General features: G+C 55.7%; 19 protein-coding genes. 12 read left to right on the forward strand and 7 right to left on the reverse strand.

What is annotated here, in order from left to right:
* Window positions 1–23: 23 nt before the first annotated feature.
* Window positions 24–1,388: an MATE family efflux transporter gene (locus ABJI08_RS21165; protein WP_348403835.1), complete on the reverse strand. Its 1,365-nt coding sequence runs from the start codon at window positions 1,386–1,388 to the stop codon at window positions 24–26.
* A gap of 120 nt (window positions 1,389–1,508) precedes the next feature.
* Between ABJI08_RS21165 and ABJI08_RS21170 the strand changes: the two genes are divergently transcribed.
* Together ABJI08_RS21170 and ABJI08_RS21175 are read left to right on the forward strand one after the other, a co-directional pair.
* Window positions 1,509–2,114 (forward strand): 2-hydroxychromene-2-carboxylate isomerase, encoded by a 606-nt coding sequence (locus ABJI08_RS21170; protein WP_348403836.1) that lies wholly within the window; start codon window positions 1,509–1,511, stop codon window positions 2,112–2,114.
* The gene (locus ABJI08_RS21175; RefSeq protein ID WP_348403837.1) at window positions 2,111–2,755 is read left to right on the forward strand and encodes a TIGR02453 family protein; all 645 of its coding nucleotides are present in this window, start codon (window positions 2,111–2,113) and stop codon (window positions 2,753–2,755) included. Before ABJI08_RS21170 ends, ABJI08_RS21175 begins: the two co-directional genes overlap by 4 nt.
* A 58-nt stretch (window positions 2,756–2,813) precedes the next feature.
* Here ABJI08_RS21175 and ppk2 read toward each other — a convergent pair whose 3' ends face one another.
* Window positions 2,814–3,803, reverse strand: coding sequence for a polyphosphate kinase 2 (ppk2, locus tag ABJI08_RS21180; RefSeq protein WP_348403838.1), 990 nt, complete (start codon window positions 3,801–3,803; stop codon window positions 2,814–2,816).
* A gap of 230 nt (window positions 3,804–4,033) precedes the next feature.
* Here ppk2 and ABJI08_RS21185 point away from each other — a divergent pair, with 230 nt between their 5' ends.
* From ABJI08_RS21185 to ABJI08_RS21215, 7 genes are all read left to right on the forward strand, one after another.
* Window positions 4,034–4,327 (forward strand): DUF2218 domain-containing protein, encoded by a 294-nt coding sequence (locus ABJI08_RS21185; RefSeq protein ID WP_348403839.1) that lies wholly within the window; start codon window positions 4,034–4,036, stop codon window positions 4,325–4,327.
* Between the two features lie 147 nt (window positions 4,328–4,474).
* Window positions 4,475–6,430 carry a DNA topoisomerase IV subunit B gene (locus tag ABJI08_RS21190; RefSeq protein ID WP_348403840.1) on the forward strand — a complete coding sequence of 652 codons (1,956 nt, stop codon included), beginning with the start codon at window positions 4,475–4,477 and terminating at the stop codon, window positions 6,428–6,430.
* Window positions 6,427–7,146 carry a hypothetical protein gene (locus ABJI08_RS21195; protein ID WP_348403841.1) on the forward strand — a complete coding sequence of 240 codons (720 nt, stop codon included), beginning with the start codon at window positions 6,427–6,429 and terminating at the stop codon, window positions 7,144–7,146. Before ABJI08_RS21190 ends, ABJI08_RS21195 begins: the two co-directional genes overlap by 4 nt.
* 236 nt (window positions 7,147–7,382) lie before the next feature.
* A complete protein-coding gene (locus ABJI08_RS21200) occupies window positions 7,383–8,180 on the forward strand; it encodes a hypothetical protein (protein ID WP_348403842.1) in 798 nt (265 codons plus the stop codon).
* A complete protein-coding gene (locus ABJI08_RS21205) occupies window positions 8,180–8,602 on the forward strand; it encodes a hypothetical protein (RefSeq protein ID WP_348403843.1) in 423 nt (140 codons plus the stop codon). The genes ABJI08_RS21200 and ABJI08_RS21205 overlap by 1 nt, the downstream gene beginning before the upstream one ends.
* 53 nt (window positions 8,603–8,655) lie before the next feature.
* Complete coding sequence (locus ABJI08_RS21210) at window positions 8,656–9,402, forward strand: hypothetical protein (protein ID WP_348403844.1); 747 nt, start codon at window positions 8,656–8,658, stop codon at window positions 9,400–9,402.
* Between the two features lie 48 nt (window positions 9,403–9,450).
* Window positions 9,451–10,131: a hypothetical protein gene (locus ABJI08_RS21215; RefSeq protein WP_348403845.1), complete on the forward strand. Its 681-nt coding sequence runs from the start codon at window positions 9,451–9,453 to the stop codon at window positions 10,129–10,131.
* A 96-nt stretch (window positions 10,132–10,227) separates the two neighbouring features.
* On the opposite strand, the gene ABJI08_RS21220 is transcribed toward ABJI08_RS21215, so the two are convergent.
* From ABJI08_RS21220 to ABJI08_RS21235, 4 genes are all read right to left on the reverse strand, one after another.
* The gene (locus ABJI08_RS21220; protein WP_348403846.1) at window positions 10,228–10,806 is read right to left on the reverse strand and encodes a PA14 domain-containing protein; all 579 of its coding nucleotides are present in this window, start codon (window positions 10,804–10,806) and stop codon (window positions 10,228–10,230) included.
* 119 nt (window positions 10,807–10,925) lie between these two features.
* The gene (gene gph / locus ABJI08_RS21225) at window positions 10,926–11,585 is read right to left on the reverse strand and encodes a phosphoglycolate phosphatase (RefSeq protein ID WP_348403847.1); all 660 of its coding nucleotides are present in this window, start codon (window positions 11,583–11,585) and stop codon (window positions 10,926–10,928) included.
* Entirely contained in the window at window positions 11,582–12,121 is a 540-nt protein-coding gene (locus ABJI08_RS21230; protein ID WP_348403848.1) for a thioredoxin family protein, read from the reverse strand. Before ABJI08_RS21230 ends, gph begins: the two co-directional genes overlap by 4 nt.
* A 206-nt stretch (window positions 12,122–12,327) precedes the next feature.
* Window positions 12,328–13,569 carry a urate hydroxylase PuuD gene (locus tag ABJI08_RS21235; protein WP_348403849.1) on the reverse strand — a complete coding sequence of 414 codons (1,242 nt, stop codon included), beginning with the start codon at window positions 13,567–13,569 and terminating at the stop codon, window positions 12,328–12,330.
* 103 nt (window positions 13,570–13,672) lie between these two features.
* Between ABJI08_RS21235 and ABJI08_RS21240 the strand changes: the two genes are divergently transcribed.
* On the forward strand, window positions 13,673–14,596 hold the full coding sequence (locus ABJI08_RS21240) for a LysR family transcriptional regulator (protein WP_348403850.1): 924 nt from the start codon (window positions 13,673–13,675) through the stop codon (window positions 14,594–14,596).
* Window positions 14,597–14,652: 56 nt separating this feature from the next.
* Here ABJI08_RS21240 and uraH read toward each other — a convergent pair whose 3' ends face one another.
* Window positions 14,653–15,009, reverse strand: a complete 357-nt coding sequence (gene uraH, locus ABJI08_RS21245) for a hydroxyisourate hydrolase (protein ID WP_348403851.1) — start codon at window positions 15,007–15,009, stop codon at window positions 14,653–14,655.
* A gap of 150 nt (window positions 15,010–15,159) precedes the next feature.
* On the opposite strand from uraH, the gene puuE reads away from it, so the two are divergent.
* Window positions 15,160–16,575: an allantoinase PuuE gene (puuE, locus tag ABJI08_RS21250; protein ID WP_348403852.1), complete on the forward strand. Its 1,416-nt coding sequence runs from the start codon at window positions 15,160–15,162 to the stop codon at window positions 16,573–16,575.
* Complete coding sequence (locus ABJI08_RS21255) at window positions 16,572–17,057, forward strand: ureidoglycolate lyase (RefSeq protein ID WP_348403853.1); 486 nt, start codon at window positions 16,572–16,574, stop codon at window positions 17,055–17,057. Before puuE ends, ABJI08_RS21255 begins: the two co-directional genes overlap by 4 nt.
* Window positions 17,058–17,122 lie beyond the last annotated feature (65 nt).

Here is a 17,122-nt window from a genome sequence, read left to right on the forward strand (position 1 = left end):
AAACGGCTCCCCCGTGCCGCTGTTTATTTCGCCGGGGCGTCGAACCGCACCCGCAATCGGCGCAGATCAGGCCCCCAGAACCGCCACATCAACAATATCGCGGCAAATGTCAGACCCACAACCAGCCCCAGCCAAACACCCACGCCGCCCATGTCCAGCGTAAACCCAAGCACATAGGCGGTTGGCACGCCGATCATCCAATAACTGATGGCCGCGATCACCATTGGGCCGCGCGTGTCCATCACACCGCGCAACAGGCCCAGCGCCATCACTTGTGTTCCATCAACCACCTGAAACAGCGCCGCCACATAAAGCAGCGTCACACCGGTGGCCAAAATAACCTCGCGTTGCGGCTCCTGAGGGTCGATAAAACCGCCCAGCAATATCTCGGGGATGGTCAGGAACAATGCCACCGCCACCAGCGCCGTCACCAGCGATGCGGCAATCGCGACCCGGGCCCCACGCGCCATATGCTCTGCATCTTTACGCCCCATTGCATTGCCAGCCCGCACCGTCGCAGCATTGCTCAGCCCCAGATGCATCATGAACGCAAGGCTCGCCAGTTGCAGCGCAATCCCATGCGCCGCCAGTTGAATGGTTCCCAACCACCCCATCATCAGCGAGGACGCCGCGAACAATCCAACTTCGGCCAAATTGGTCAGGCCAATCGGGATGCCCAGCCGTAGCACATGACCAAACGCTTCCCAGTCCGGGCGCCAGATACGACGGAACAAATCATGATGTGACATGGCCAGCATCGCATACAGAACCACTCCGCCCAAAGACACGGCCTGCATAACCAGTGACGCAATCGCCGCCCCCTGCACACCCAGCTCTGGAAAGCCCCAATTGCCGAAAATCAGCAGGTAGTTGACCAGCGCATTGGCTGGCACCGCCGCCACTGTGACCCAGAACACCACGCGCGTGCGCTCCAGCGCCGCTAGATAGCTTTTGAGCACCATCACCAACAATGCGGGCAATAACCCTATCCCGGCGATCCTCAGATATTCCTGCGCCAATGCCGCCGTTTCCGGTTCCTGGCCCAGCGCGACCAGCAAAGGTCCTGAATAGATGAACAAGGGCAACCCAAGCACGCCGAATATCAACGACAGCCACAACCCCATGCGGGTCACGCGGCGCAACCCGGTTTCATCACCCGACGCCTCGGCCTCGGCCACCAGCGGCATGACCGCAATCGCAAAGCCAGAACCCAGAATGAAAATGACGAAAAAGAACGTGCCACCCAGCACAACCGACGCCAGCGCTTCGACCGAATACCACCCCAACATGACCGTATCCGTCAGCGTGATCGAGAATTGCGCCACATGCCCGCCAATCAGCGGAATGCCCAGCCGAAGCAGGCTGCGCAGATGCTCGCGATATGTCATTTGTGTTCTCATCAAACAGGCTTAAGCTTGAAGCCCCCCTTCGGCAAGCCCTCTCCAACCGTTGAAAATAAACGCGCGCTCTGGCACGCTGAGTTTCTGAACCCCTGAGAGGATGCCCCGATGCCTCAAATCGATTTCTGGTACTCTATCGGCAGTACCTACACCTATCTCACGGTCATGCGTCTGCCCGCGCTTGCGGATAAGACCGGGATCACGGTCAACTGGCGTCCCTTCAGTGTGCGCGCCATTATGATTGAACAGAACAACATTCCGTTTTCCGGCAAACCCGCACGCACGGCGCATATGTGGCGCGATATTGAACGGCGCGCGCCCCGCTATGGCCTCAGCCCAAAGATCCCGGCCTCCTATCCCCTTGAAGAGTTTGATCTTGCGAACAAAGTCGCCATTCTGGGTCAACAGGAAGGTTGGGTTCAGGACTATACGATTGCCACCTACGAGCGGTGGTTTGAACAGGGTGCACCAGCCGGCAGTGAACCTAATCTGTCCGCCTCATTGCGTGCCATCGGCCAAGACCCGGACCGGGTTCTTGCCGCCGTTGAATCAACAGATTGCGAATCCGCATACCTCAAAGCCACCGAAGACGCCCGCCAGCTTGGCATATTCGGAGCCCCGTCTTTCACTGTGGGCACAGAGCTTTTCTGGGGAGACGATCGGTTAGAGGATGCCATCGACTGGGCAAAATCACAGAAGACAACAACATCATGAGCAGCGGTTTTGACACTTTGGTTCCTGATGCCCGCGCCTTTTTGGCAGACCTGTCGAACAACAATTCGCGCGACTGGTTCCTGGCCAACAAAGACACCTATGACACGGCTCTCAAGGCTCCTGCACTGGCGCTTCTCGATACTGTTGCAGCCTCGCTTGAGAAACAAACCGGACAGGTGCCCGGCACCAAACTGTTTCGCCCGCACCGCGATGTGCGGTTTTCCAAGGATAAGACGCCATATCACACCCACCTGCACTTGCTGTGGACCACTCCGCCAATCGGTTGGTTCTTTGGCATTTCCGGCGACTATGTCACTGTGGGGGCTGGCGCGATGGGTTTTGACAAAAACGCGCTGACAGCGTGGCGCGCTTCGGTGGACGGTCCGGCAGGTGGCAAAATCACCAAAACCTTAAGCGATCTGAGCGCAAAAGGCGCTCGTATCAGCGACCCGGAATTGAAACGTGTGCCCGCGCCCTATGACAAGGATCACCCAAACGCCGACTTGTTGCGCCGCAAAAGCCTGACGGCGTGGTTTGATCTCTCGGATGCGGACATTAAAAAAGGCGGTCTGATCACAAAGATCGAAACCGCCTTTGCAGAGCTTCTGCCCCTGGGGACCGCGTTACACCCCCCCGTGTAACAGCGGCGCACTGGCATTGATGGACCAGCGCGCGGCCAGAACGCCCTGACTGACCTGCTTAGCCGCGTCGCCCGTCCGGGTGCAGCGTTGATCCCAGCATATGATCGGAACGATGGATCACATGGCTGGCCGTATTCACAATCAACGGATCAGGCACATGCGCGATCTCCGGGTCTTTTCCTGGATAATCCAGCGAACTCAGGAAATGCATCATGCAATTGATCCGGGCTCGCTTTTTGTCATTCGACTTGATCACCGTCCAGGGCGCATCTGCGGTGTCCGTGTAAAAGAACATCGCCTCTTTAGCTTCGGTGTAATCATCCCATTTGCTCAGAGACGCCTTGTCAATCGGGCTCAGCTTCCATTGTTTCAGCGGGTCGGTTTCCCGGCTGGCAAAGCGGCGGGCCTGTTCGTCCTGTGTGACCGAGAACCAGAATTTGTAGAGCCGGATACCCGAACGCACCAGCATCCGTTCCAGTTCAGGTGTCTGGCGCATGAACTCCAGATATTCTTGCGGTTCGCAAAATCCCATCACCCGTTCCACACCGGCGCGATTGTACCAGGACCGGTCATACAATACGACTTCGCCTGCGGTTGGCAGATGATCGATATAGCGCTGGAAATACCACTGGCCGCGTTCTTCGTCGGTGGGCTTGTTCAACGCAACCACACGGGCAGAACGCGGGTTCAGGTGCTCGGTAAAACGTTTGATCGTTCCGCCCTTACCCGCAGCGTCCCGGCCCTCAAAGATCATCACAAATTTCTGGCCGGTCTCCTGTGCCCACAATTGGACTTTCAGCAACTCAGCCTGCAATTGCGCTTTCTTGCGCTCATAAACCCGACGCGACAGCTTGGTCTCGTACGGGTAACTTCCGCTCTCAAATGCGCGGCGCACCTCTTCTGCCGAAGGTGCCTTTGTTGGCGAGGCAGCAATGTCCGCAGGTGCAATAGGTGCGGCAGGCGGCTTGACGCCGTTTGACTTGGCATTCGCGCTTGGTTGTTCAGTTTTCTTAACAGAATCCGGGGTGTTCGCAGGCGTGGCTGGCATGGTCTCTCCTTGAAATTTACGGCTTGCCCACACCCTAGCCCAAACACGCAAAGCCCACTTTGATACACGTCAAAAAAATGTGAATCTTTTGTAACTCTTTTCCGGACGTCACACGCACCTGCCCTGTGCTTTGGCGCACATTTCCTTTTTGCGATGGGTACATTATTATTTTCACTACCAGCCAGCCCACCCGGGTCCGCCAGCGAATTTTCTCACCAACGGAGCCCATCATGACATTGTCCGCGACCGCCACCACTGCGACCCAAAACGCCAGCAAATATCTGCAACAGCTTTGCAAACACTGGTCTCACAAGGCAGAAGCCAACTTTACCGCCGACACCGGCACCGTAAAATTTGCCTCAGGTAATACGCTGACCATGACCGCAAACCCCAACCAACTGACACTGCAGGTCACCGTGCCAGACGACGGAGACCTCGCTCATTTTCAGGACGTCGTAGACAAACACTTGTTGCGCTTTGCCTTTCGCGAAGACCTTTCTATCGTCTGGCCCCCGTCAGCCTGACACAGAGACAGCAGCAACAACGCGCCGCCACCGCGCTCAGACGCCAACGCCCCAAACGATCCGGCCAACAATCCCGGATCGTCCCTTCCCCCTCCCTCAAAGCCCTGCCATAATACCTGCCAAACAACACCAATAAGAGCAGCGCGAATGGCCAACGATCTCCTGACCGAGCAAAAGTCTCAGTCCTATGATGCGTCCTCAATCCAGGTCCTCGAAGACATGGAACACGTCCGGCTGCGACCGGGCATGTATATCGGGGGCAAGGATGACCGCGCGCTGCACCATATGGTGGCCGAGATTGTCGACAACTCAATGGACGAGGCCGTCGCAGGTCACGCCACCTGGATCGAGATCGAACTGCATGACACCGGCAATGTCACCGTGCGCGACAATGGTCGCGGCATTCCCACCGATCCGCACCCCAAAGACCCCAAGAAAACCGCGCTCGAGATTATCTTTTGCACCCTGAACGCAGGCGGCAAATTTTCCGGCGACAGCTATGAAACCTCGGGCGGCCTGCATGGTGTTGGCTCATCCGTGGTCAACGCACTGTCGGACTACCTGTATGTCGAGGTCGCCCGGAACAAACAGCTCTATGGCATGGAATTCCGTCGGGGCGTCCCACAAGGCCCACTGGCAACACTCGGCGCGGCCCCCAACCGGCGCGGAACCTCTGTGACCTTCCACCCGGACCCGGAGATCTTTGGCTCTCTCAAGCTTAAACCCGCCCGTCTGTTCAAAATGGCCCGTTCCAAGGCGTATCTGTTCTCGGGTGTGGAAATTCGCTGGAAAACCGGCATCGATGACGGCGAAACCCCGCGCGAGGCCAGGTTCCATTTCCCCGGCGGTCTGGCCGATTACCTGACCGAGACCCTGTCCGGCGCCACCACCTATGCCGACCAGCCTTTCACGGGTGCCGTGTCGTTTCAGAAATTCAACGCCCCGGGCAAGGTTGAATGGGCGATCAACTGGACCCCGTCCCGCGATGGTTTCATTCAGTCTTACTGTAACACCGTCCCCACCCCCGAAGGCGGTACGCACGAGGCCGGGTTCTGGGCCGCGATCCTCAAGGGTATCAAAGCCTACGGCGAACTGGTGAATAACAAAAAGGCCAGCACCATCACCCGCGAAGACCTGACCACAGGCGCCGGTGCGCTGGTCAGCTGTTTCATCCGCGAGCCGGAATTTGTCGGCCAGACCAAAGACCGTCTGGCCACCGTCGAAGCCCAACGCATGGTCGAAAACTCGGTCCGTGACCATTTTGACAACTGGCTGGCGGCAGACACGAAATCCGCCGGGGCGATCCTTGATTTTCTGGTGCTGCGCGCCGAAGAACGCCTGCGCCGCCGTCAGGAAAAGGAAACCGCCCGCAAGACCGCCACCAAGAAACTGCGCCTGCCCGGCAAGCTGGTCGATTGTTCGGCCACCAACCGCGACGGCACCGAATTGTTCATCGTCGAGGGCGACTCGGCGGGCGGCTCGGCCAAGATGGGCCGCAACCGCAAGACACAAGCCCTGCTGCCCCTGCGCGGTAAAATCCTGAACGTTCTGGGTGCGGCCAGCTCTAAAATTGGCACCAATCAGGAAATCAGCGACCTGACCCAGGCGCTTGGCGTCGGGCTGGGCACGCGCTTTAACGTCGACGATCTGCGCTATGACAAAGTCATCATCATGACCGACGCCGATGTCGACGGCGCCCATATCGCCGCGTTGCTGATGACGTTCTTTTACACCCAAATGCGCCCGATGATCGACGCAGGCCACCTGTATCTGGCCTGCCCCCCCCTGTTCCGCCTAACCCAGGGCGCCAAACGCATCTATTGCCTGGACGAAGCCGAACGCGACGTGTGGCTGGAAAAAGGTCTGGGTGGCAAAGGCAAAATCGACGTGTCCCGATTTAAGGGCCTTGGGGAAATGGACGCCAAGGACCTCAAAGAAACCACCATGGACCCCACATCCCGCAAGCTGATCCGTGTGACCATCGACGAAGACGAGCCCGGTGAAACCGGCGATCTCGTAGAACGCCTGATGGGGAAGAAACCGGAAAAAAGGTTCGAGTACATTCAGGAGAACGCGAGGTTCGTGGAGGAGTTGGATGTTTGAGTGAAGAAGAGTTTGGTTCAGAAAGACTTGCAGAGAATGGCCTCAAATTTACCAAGCTTTACTTAATAGTTTTGTTCGGAGGCATTCCTACTGCGGCGTACTTTGGGATCGTCGAGCTCCATCACCTCAAGCTCAACGAACTAGGTGATTTTTTAGCTGGAGCATTCGGTCCATTGGCCATTTTTTGGCTCGTTTTGGGGTTCTTTCAGCAGGGAAAAGAACTTCGAAACAGTGTGGACGCGCTAAATCTCCAAGCGGAAGAATTGAGGCATTCCGTAGCGCAACAAAAGGCTATGGTCGGTATCACAACACAACAACTCGAATTAGACATTGATGTCAGACGTGACCAATCTGCCGCTCAACGTTCCAAAGAACTTCCTTATATTCAGTTGAGAGGCGGTGGCAGCTCAGCAATGGATGGTGTCCGAAATTACAAGTTCTATGTCAGGAATGTGGAAGCTGCTTGCCTGGATCTTAACGTCGAAATGGAGGAAACCGACGAAATCCAAGGTATCGCCAGAAGTCTGGGGTATCTAAATGAAAATAGCGAAAGCGAATTTACCGTTCGGTCCCTCAAGGAAAAGCTGATTGTTCCCGAAAAAAGCTATGTTTTATCATTCATATCGAAAAATATTCGAGATCAGAGCCGAAAACAGGTCTTCGTGATTACCAATGGGCGTGTCGTACTCGAATCCTGCGATCCAGAATTGACTTAAAAACTACAATCTTCGGTTGTTTGCAGCGCCCGCCCTGAGGAACGAACGCAGCGAAATGCTAGCATTTCGCATTGTCTCTCCTATCAAAGCGCAACTTCCACGGCACCCCACCACCCCGATGACAATCCCGCAAACCTCTGCCACACTCCCCTCACTTACCAATCTCACTTTCCGCCGTGCGTCCTGCGGCACCCAACCCATTTGACACTCAAACCATTTCAAGAAGCGAGCCGCTTTTGTTACACTCCCCACGTCTCTCCCTCCCCAAGCTTATTCTGCTATGCCTTGCCTGTGCGCTGTTCGCGCCTTTAAATGCCTCTGCTCAAAATCTGCCCAAGCATAACGCCAACTGGCTGCCCTACACGCCCCAACAGGTGAAGCTGGACAAATGTGGACTGTCGGTTCCTGTCGACCCCCGCTGGATCTACGAAACCAAGACAAAACAGAAGAACGGTTTAACCACATACTCCTATCATTTCTCGATCAACCCCACATTCTGGAAAAAATACCCACAACCCTTTTCAAAATTTGCCCTGGAACCGCAATTCTATTTCTCGGTTTACTGCGATGCTCGGGGGGACGACGTGGCAGGGTTTGCCAAAAGATTTCAGAAGATTTCCGCCAAGAGCAAAACCGAACGCGACAGTTATTCGCCCCTCGCCAAGAAAAACACCCCAGCCGGAAAACTCTACTATTTCACCAAAGTTGATCACACAATCAACGCAAAACCCTTGCTGCACCGACGGTCAGATCAGCTGCATGGCGTTTTGAAAACGCCCAACGGAAAGGCCACCTTGTATTTCAACGCAAGTCGCGATCTAGATCACACTCTGCACGTTGATGTTTTTGGTTACAAAAAGAGGAAAAACGGCTTTATCCTTGAAAAACAACTGGATGACGGCGGGGTTCTGAGGGCCGAACTGACCAGCAAGGCCTATGTAAAGCCAAACGGAAACCTGCATTATTTCCGAACCAGAAAACAGAACCTCGACTTTATCTGGAAAATTATCAAAGGTCTCCGGGTAACTTCCTGATGACAGCGTTTCGCCCCATGCGTACCCTTGCCCTCTTCCTCTGCCTGATCCCGCTGACCGCCCTAGCGCAAAGCCGGGCCGACAGCGCGCGCCATCAGGCGTTACCGCATAATCAGCAACAATCCAGCCAGCCCGGTCTGCAGCACTGGCCACAGGACATGGAACGCACTCAGATCTTCTGTGACCAATACGCCCGTGCCGCCGGGGGCACCAATGGGCGCAATACTGGCAGCCAGACCGGCAACACCTTTGGCCGCGCCACGGGCTATGCCGTCACCCGCGACGAAAAACAGGCCGAGGGGCTGGGCATTATTGGCGGCGCAGTTGGATCAGCCCAAGGCGCCAAAACTGACAAACAATTCCAGTCGTTTCATTTCAACGAATGCATGGCCGGAAAACGTCTGATCGCCACGCCGAAATAATCTCTGACTTACCTGTGATCCCTATTTCAGGAAACTCTGGGTAAAGTCGCGACATGATTGATTTCATCCAAACCAGCCAACTGACTCTGGTCGTCGTCGGCTTCATCATTGGCAGCTTATTCGCTTTGCTGATCTATCGACAGCCCAAGGGCAGCCTTGCGTGGGAAATTGCCGATCTTGTCTGGGTTATTCTGGGCGGGATTGGCACGTTGGTAGCGATTATTGTCGGCATCTATAACGAAGACACCTCCCGCCTCGAACGCCAGATCGGGATCGCCTATACCGCCAGTAACGCTTTTGACACGGATGCCGCGCGGTTCCGCCTGCATTATTGCGCTCCGGCTGCGACGCCTGACATCAGGCAACTGTGCGACAAGGTTGAATTCCTGTCTGCGTCCTCGGCGAAAAACAGCGCTTTGCCGCTGTTCCTGAATGTGACCAAACATACCGCGCCGCTACAGGGGCTGGGATTCTCGCTTGGGTCAAATGCCGAAATGGAGGATATGGAAGACAAGATGCGTCAGATCAATTCCTCAGAACTGCTTGCGTTTGATCCACGCGATGTCGACACAGTCATGGCGTTGGGCCGGGTCAGCGTGGCACATCCCGGTATTTCCGCCGACTACCGTGTGCTGGCGCTGTCCTATGACACGCTGATCAAACAAGTGGGTCAGCTGAGAAACGACTGGGTCCTGCTTCAGGACAACCGCTATCTTTTGACCATTCAATTCATCGCCATTTGCTTGGTCGCTTTTGCAGCACCATTCAGGGTTGGCAAATCCATCGTTGCCCTGTTCTGACAAACACTTAGCGCTTGCTCCACAGGGTGTCCCTGTTACGTTTGAGGCATGCGTTTGGTCTTACTGGTGTTCTGTCTTTTCCTTGTGTCCTGTTCTCGCCCTCTAAGCGAGGGGGAACGCGCTTTTGTGGCTGATCTGACCGGCGGCGACACGTTTGACGCCAAACCGGTGCGCATCACGGCAGATGTGCCGCTTGGTGTGGCCACATTCGAGTATAAGAAACGCCCCCGGCTGGCCTGTCGCGAACGCCTGTTCCCGGAACCCAAGGAAAAGGTGATCACCACCTCGCCTGCCGGTGTCGTGCTCTGGAACCGTTTGCTCACGTCCGAGGGCTGGTATCTTGAAGATTACATGCCCGACTATCCTGAACAGATCAATCTGCAGGCGGCGCTGTTCTTTGCGCATGAGATGACACATGTCTGGCAATGGCAGAACCGCGATATCACCGGTTTTTCCCCGCGCCGCGCGGCGCGCGAACACAGCACGGTTGGTGATCCCTATCAGTTCGAGCTTAACACCAATACCGGGTTTCTGGACTACGCCTATGAACAACAGGCCTCAATAGTCGAAGAATACCTGTGCTGCGCCATTCTTGACCCCACAGCGCCGCGCACCAAACGGCTCAAGGGGTTGTTAGATGATGTTTTCCCGGTTGAGCAGCTGACCAGACCAGAGCAGGTTTATCTGCCTTGGGAGGACGCTCAGCTCAAAGGCATCTGCCGGACCTGAAATGATACCGACGTGATACCGACGGAAAACCAACGCTTTGCAGACAGCAAAAAAGGGGCCCCCGGGCCCCTTTTCTCATCGCATGTATGTGGCGGCTTATTTGTAGCCAAACGCCGAGTTCGGGATCAGCTTGCGCTTGCCACCCGGCGGGGTCCACTCTGATTCCAGACAGGCCGTGCCCTCTTTCTGGAAATACAGCGCCTTGAAATCGTACCAGCCGGCTTTGGGCACATTGACCTGAGGCCGTCCCGCGCTGGCGCAAGCAGTGATCTTGTTCAACTTGGCCACTTCCTTGCCACCGATCCAGATTTGCGAGCCGTCATTAGAGAAGAATTCCAATTTGTACACACCGGGCTTGTCAAACTTGATATAGCCACGAATGTCAGCCACAACCAGTTCGGAAATACCAGCAGTCAACACTGGCGCACCCTTGCCTTTGTCCGGATAATTAAATCCTGCCAATGGTTTGCCCGCTTTCCGATGTTTCTTGATGCGGCTCTGCGCCTCGACAAGGCGGCGCACCTGACGGTCCCCGGTAAAGTACCAAACCCGCAAGCCCTGCTTGACTCCGGACGGCTGCGGATTTGCCGGTGTCAGTTCAATAACACCTGCCACCGCGACGCTGGCCAGCATCGCACACACACCCGCCAATACTGTTGTAACAATCGATCTCATGGACCACTCCCCTTTTGGCCAAACCCAACTTAAACAGTTGACCCAGACTAAAAGGGAACCCCACGTCCGGGCAAGCGACGAATTCGTTATCTTAGTATTTCTGACCTTTTCGCAGGGGATCAGGCTGTGCAAACAAAGGCGTCGCGTGTGATTTGTGCAAGCGTGCTGTAGTCAGAGAATGCAAATTGATGCGGAATATCGCCAATCGGTGATTTTCTGTACCCTTCTGTAAACAAAGCGAATTTCAACCCCGCATTCACAGCCGTATCAGCGTCCACTTCGCTGTCGCCGACATAAAGCACATCCCCGCCACCCAGTTCATCGACCACATGTTGCAGCGGCATTGGATGTGGCTTGCGGTCTGCCAGGCTGTCACCGCCAACGATGACTTCAAAGTATTTCTGCAGGTCTAACGCCTGCAATATATGCATCGCCGGGGCATGGGGCTTGTTGGTGCAAACCCCCAAACGCATGCCTTGCGCCTGCAAATCATCCAGCGCCCTGATGACCCCGGGATAGGGTTTGGTCAGTGATATGGGCGTATTTGTATACAGGTCCAGTACGATGTCATGAATGCGCTGAAACTCGGTTTTGTCCATCTCGCGTGCCTCAATAACCCTGTGAACAAGCTTGGGTAAGCCATTACCAACAAACGACATAACTTCTTTCATGCTCAAGGGTACGACACCTTCTTCGGTCAGCATCCGGTTCACCGCGACATGAATGTCACCAATGCTGTCGACCAGCGTTCCGTCGAGGTCGAAAATAACAACGCTCATGTATCCACTTTCCATTTGATAGAGCACCCCATCGAAGGCACCTGTGACGCCGGACCTTTGCCGGTCTTCGCAATCTGACGCATCGCATCGCGCAAGTCCCGGCTGGGCGCGCCGTCGTCTTGCAACGGTCCCAAAAGACGCCCGCGATATTGCAACTTAAGATCAGCGTTAAACCCAAAGAAATCCGGTGTGCAAGCGGCATCATAAGATTTCGCCACAGACTGGCTTTCGTCGTACAGATACGGAAAAGGCAGCCCCAGTTTCCTCATTTCGTCAAAGCCATCCGCCGGATACGCCACCGCGTCATTAGAACTGATTGCGACAACCCCGATCCCATCAGCTTTTAAGTCAGCAGCGTCGCTAAGAATGTCGTCCAACACCCGCCGCACATAGGGACAGTGGTTGCAGATGAACATCGCCAAAAGCCCGTTCTGACCAGCAACATCCTGAAGACTATAAGTTAAACCATCTGTCGCAGGCAGCGAAAACGCTGCAGCGTTCCAACCAAATTCGCACACTGGCGGCGTTGCGGCCATGAGATTTCCTTTCGATCCGGTACCTTTAGGCACAAACCGAAGCAAACTCTCTACGTCCCCGATTCAACCATCCGGAACTGGATACCCGATCCAACCCGCCTTTTCAGCACAAAGCTAACCATCAAACGGCATTCAGGCGCCAGGGGCCGGACAGTTCACCCTAGGAACCGCACCGGACAGTGGCGCCTGAAACTGAAACTTGTGTGTCAGGAAGACCCGTTCTGCGCCGCACGAAACCACGCGATAATGGCCTTGCGCTCTTCAAACTCCATCCAGCTGACATTGGCAGGTGGCATAGCGTCAGTGACCCCCGCCTGCAGATATATCTGTCGCGCGGCTGCGGCCACTTCGGAGGGTGTTTCCAACAGGATATTCTTGGGCGCACGGTGTATACCGTCATATCCCGGCTCTCGCGCATGGCACATAGAACAGCGGCCCAGAACAATATCGGTCACGCCCTCAAACCCTTCGGCACTGGCATAAACCTGCTCCGCCGGGGTCAGGGCACGCGCTTCTTCCTCGTCATAATCGCTTTGCGTCAAAGGCGCAGTCGACAACCACATGATGCACACAAACAGAACCGCCGTCACCGCCCAGGCCCAGTATGGCTTGCCATTACGGGCATGCGTCGAGTTAAAGAAATGCCGGATTGTGACCCCCATCAGGAACACCAGCGCCGCAATGATCCAGTTATACTGGGTCGCAAATGCCAGCGGGTAATGGTTCGACAACATCAGGAACACTACTGGCAACGTCAGATAGTTGTTGTGGGTCGAGCGCAGCTTGGCAATCTTGCCGTATTTCGGGTCCGGCGTGCGCCCTTCCTGCAGATCTTTCACCACTATGCGCTGGTTTGGCATGATGATGACAAATACGTTCGCCGTCATGATCGTGGCCGTAAACGCCCCCAGATGCAGCATCATCGCCCGTCCGGTAAAGACCTGATTATAGCCCCACCCCATGATCACCAGCAAAACAAACAACAGCAACATCAAAAAGATAGGCCGCTCTGCTAAGCCGGATTTGCACAACCGATCATACACCAGCCAGCCAATTGTCAGCGACAGCGCAGAGATCGCGATGCCCTGGAACAACGAAAGGTCCGCCTTGGCCTGATCAATCAGATACAGCTCGCCGCCGACCCAATAGACAACCATCAGCAAAGCTGCCCCGCTCAGCCAGGTGGCATAGCTTTCCCATTTGAACCACGTCAGGTGATCCGGCATCTGCTCGGGCGCGACCAGATATTTCTGGATGTGATAGAAACCGCCCCCATGCACCTGCCACTCTTCGCCATGCGCCCCAACCGGCAGGTTTGGAACTTTGCGCAAACCCAGATCCAGCGCGATAAAATAAAAGGACGACCCGATCCATGCAATTGCTGTGATCACATGCAGCCAGCGCACGGCAAAGCCCAGCCAGTCCCAGATGATGGCAAATTCTGTCATTTCTGCCTCCGAATTAAAGTTGCCACCAAGCTAGCGCAGCGACCGATTATTCTCTATTGTAGAAAAAAGCCGAAGAGCTTCAAAAATATCCTGAAGATCGAAAATGTCCTATTTTGACAACATCCGCACCTTTGTACGTGTCTATGAATTGGGCAGTATGTCCGCCGCTGCCCGCGATCAACGCATTTCTGCGGCGGTCGCGTCGTCGCGAATCTCTCAGCTGGAAAGCTACCTGAGCGTACGTTTGTTTCAGCGCACCACGCGTCAGCTGAACCCGACAGAACAGGGCAACATCTTTTATGCAGGTGCCTGTCAGATTCTCGAAGCAATAAACGACGCCGAATCTGCGGTGAATTCCATCACCCAAAGCCCGCGCGGGCTTTTGCACGTGGCCGCACCTCTGGGCGTTGGACGCCGCCTGATCGCGCCGCTTGTGCCCGATTTCAAACAAGAATACCCGCTGATTGAACTGCGCCTGCGGTTAAGTGACCGTAAACTTGATCTGACCGCCGAAGGTCTGGACGTCGCCTTTTTTCTCGGCGTGCCCGAAGACAGCGCGCTGCGCATTCGAAAAATCGCGGATTGCCCGCGGGTCCTATGTGCGTCCCCGCTCTATCTTGAAAGCCGTGGTCACCCGACAACCCCAAGCGAACTGACCGACGGCACACATGATTGCCTGAACCTGCGCTATCCCGGTGCGCCGGAGTTTCAATGGCCGCTGGAGACCGAAAGCGGTACCCATAAATTCGCCGTCAAAGGCCCGTTTGAAACGGATGATGGCGATGTCCTGACCAACTGGGCGCTTGATGGACAGGGTATTATCCTGAAACCGGTTTTTGAAATTGCCGATCATCTTGCATCGGGCCGCCTGGTACCCGTTTTGCAAAGCACCCCACCGATTCCGATCCAGATGGCGTTGCTTTACATGCACCGCCGCCATCAGGATCCCAAAACCCGGCTGTTCATCGACTTTATGACTACGCACATGCAAAAAGTGTTGGCCGAAAAACAAGGCAGCACCAGCTGATACGCTGGCGCTGCTTTCATTGTTCCAAAAATACGCTGGCCGAAGGTATGCCGCGCTCAGCTCCCGCGATAGGTCGAATACCCATAAGGCGACAGCAAAAGCGGCACATGATAATGCGCGTCGCTATCCGCCATGCCAAACCGGATCGGGATCTGATCCAGAAACAGCGGGTCTTCGACTGCCTGCCCTGTTGCGCGCAAATAGTCACCGCAAAAGAAGATCAGCTCATACGTTCCGGTCTGAAACTTTCCCTCAGGCAGAATCGGTGAATCGGTGCGCCCATCATCATTCGTGACGGTCTCAGCAATTTTGGTATGTGAATTTCCCGACACCCGATAAAGCGCGATAAGAATGCCCTCGGCCGGACATCCGCGTGCCGTGTCAAGAATATGAGTCGTCAGATAGCCAGCCATAACCTGCCCCTTTTTCAATCATGTTCCCTTGTAACGCCCATTCACACTGCAAGTGCAGCGTTCCCAAGCCAATAGCTCTTTCAAAAATAATGTGAAAGTCTTGGAGATTTTCTTGCGGTAGAACCAAATGAACTTAGATGGAGCAGTTTTTTGACGCGCTATGTCCGTGACATGCGGGGCCACGGCCCCAACCCGCCCAAACCGAACTGGCCAAATCAGGCCCGGGTGGCGGTGCAATTTGTCCTTAACTACGAAGAAGGCGGAGAGAATTGCACGCTGCATGGCGATGCCGCCTCCGAAGCGTTCCTCTCAGATATTCCCGGTGCCGCACAATGGCAGGGGCAACGTCATTGGAATATGGAGTCGATCTATGAATACGGTGCCCGCGCAGGGTTCTGGCGCCTGCACCGTTTGTTTACCGGGGCAGACCTTCCACTGACCATCTACGGCGTGGCCACGGCACTGGCCCGAAGCCCGGAACAGGTTGCCGCCATGAAAGCCGCCAACTGGGAAATTGCCAGTCACGGTCTGAAATGGGTCGAACACAAAGACATGCCAGAGGCCGAAGAGCGCGTTTCAATTGCCGAGGCAATCCGCCTGCATACCGAAGTTGTCGGAGAACGCCCGCGCGGCTGGTACACCGGGCGTTGTTCGCTCAACACGGTCCGACTCGTCGCCCAGGAAGGTGGGTTTGACTATATCTCTGACACTTATGATGACGACCTGCCTTATTGGCTGGAAGTTGGCGCACGAGATCAACTGATCATTCCTTACACACTGGAAGCCAACGACATGCGCTTTGCCACGGCGCCTGGATACACCACCGGCGAACAGTTCTTTCAGTACCTGAAAGACGCGTTTGACGTGCTTTATGCCGAAGGTGAAGCGGGCGCACCAAAGATGATGTCGATTGGCCTGCACTGCCGTCTGATTGGACGTCCGGGCAAGCTGGCCGGGCTCAAACGCTTCATCGACTACATTCAGGGATTTGATCATGTCTGGACCCCGCGCCGCATCGACATTGCGCGCCACTGGGCCGACACCCACCCCCACCAACGCCGCGACCGTCCAAGTCAGATGGAACGTGCCACGTTTGTGGAAAACTATGGCGGCATATTCGAGCATTCCGCGTGGATCGCCGAACGTGCCTTTGACCTCGAACTTGGCCCCGCCCATGACTGCGCCACAGGTCTGCACAATGCGCTTTGTCGCATGTTCCGCAGCGCCTCTGCCCAGGAACGCATGGGAGTTTTGACCGCCCACCCCGATCTGGCGGGCAAGCTCGCCGCCGCCGGGCGTCTGACCACTGAAAGCACATCTGAGCAATCCTCGGCCGGTCTGGACATGCTGACCGACGCCGAACGGGCGGCTTTTACCGACCTAAACGATCAATATGTCGCAAAACACGGCTTTCCATTCATCATCGCAGTCCGCGATCATAATAAGGCCAGCATTCTCGAGGCGTTCCACCGCCGGATTGACCATGACACGACGGTCGAATTTGGCGAGGCCTGCAAGCAAGTAGAGCGCATCGCAGAATTCCGGCTTCTGGACGTGTTGCCTTGACGCGCATCGTGACAGAGCCGCTCACCGCCGATGCGTTTGCTCCATTTGGCGATGTACTTGCGCTGAAATCTGCCCCTGACAAGCTGATCAATCAGGGCCTGTGCGGGCGCCATCATGATCTGGCAACGCTTGATTTTGCAGACGGGCACGCCGGGATCAGCCTGTTTGATGCCCAGGCGCGCACGCTGCCTTACACCCTGGACATGGTTGAGCGTCACCCGATGGGGTCGCAAACGTTCATCCCGATGACACCCGCGCCGTTTCTGGTGATCGTTGCCCAGGATCAAAATGGAAATCCCGATACACCGCGTGCTTTTCTCACGGCACCGGGTCAGGCGATCAACCTGCACCGAAACACCTGGCATGGCGTGCTCACGCCGCTGACCCCGCCCGGGCTTTTTGCCGTCGTCGACCGGATCGGCGATGGCGATAACCTTGAAGAATTCTGGTTCGAAACCCCGTTTATCGTGGATCGCACCTGACACAGAATACCGGGTGCCTTGCGGCGCCCGGTTATCACCCCACAGCCAACCACAAAGAAGTTGGC

It is taken from the genome of Shimia sp., from assembly GCF_039969785.1.
Taxonomy (GTDB): Bacteria; Pseudomonadota; Alphaproteobacteria; order Rhodobacterales; family Rhodobacteraceae; genus Shimia.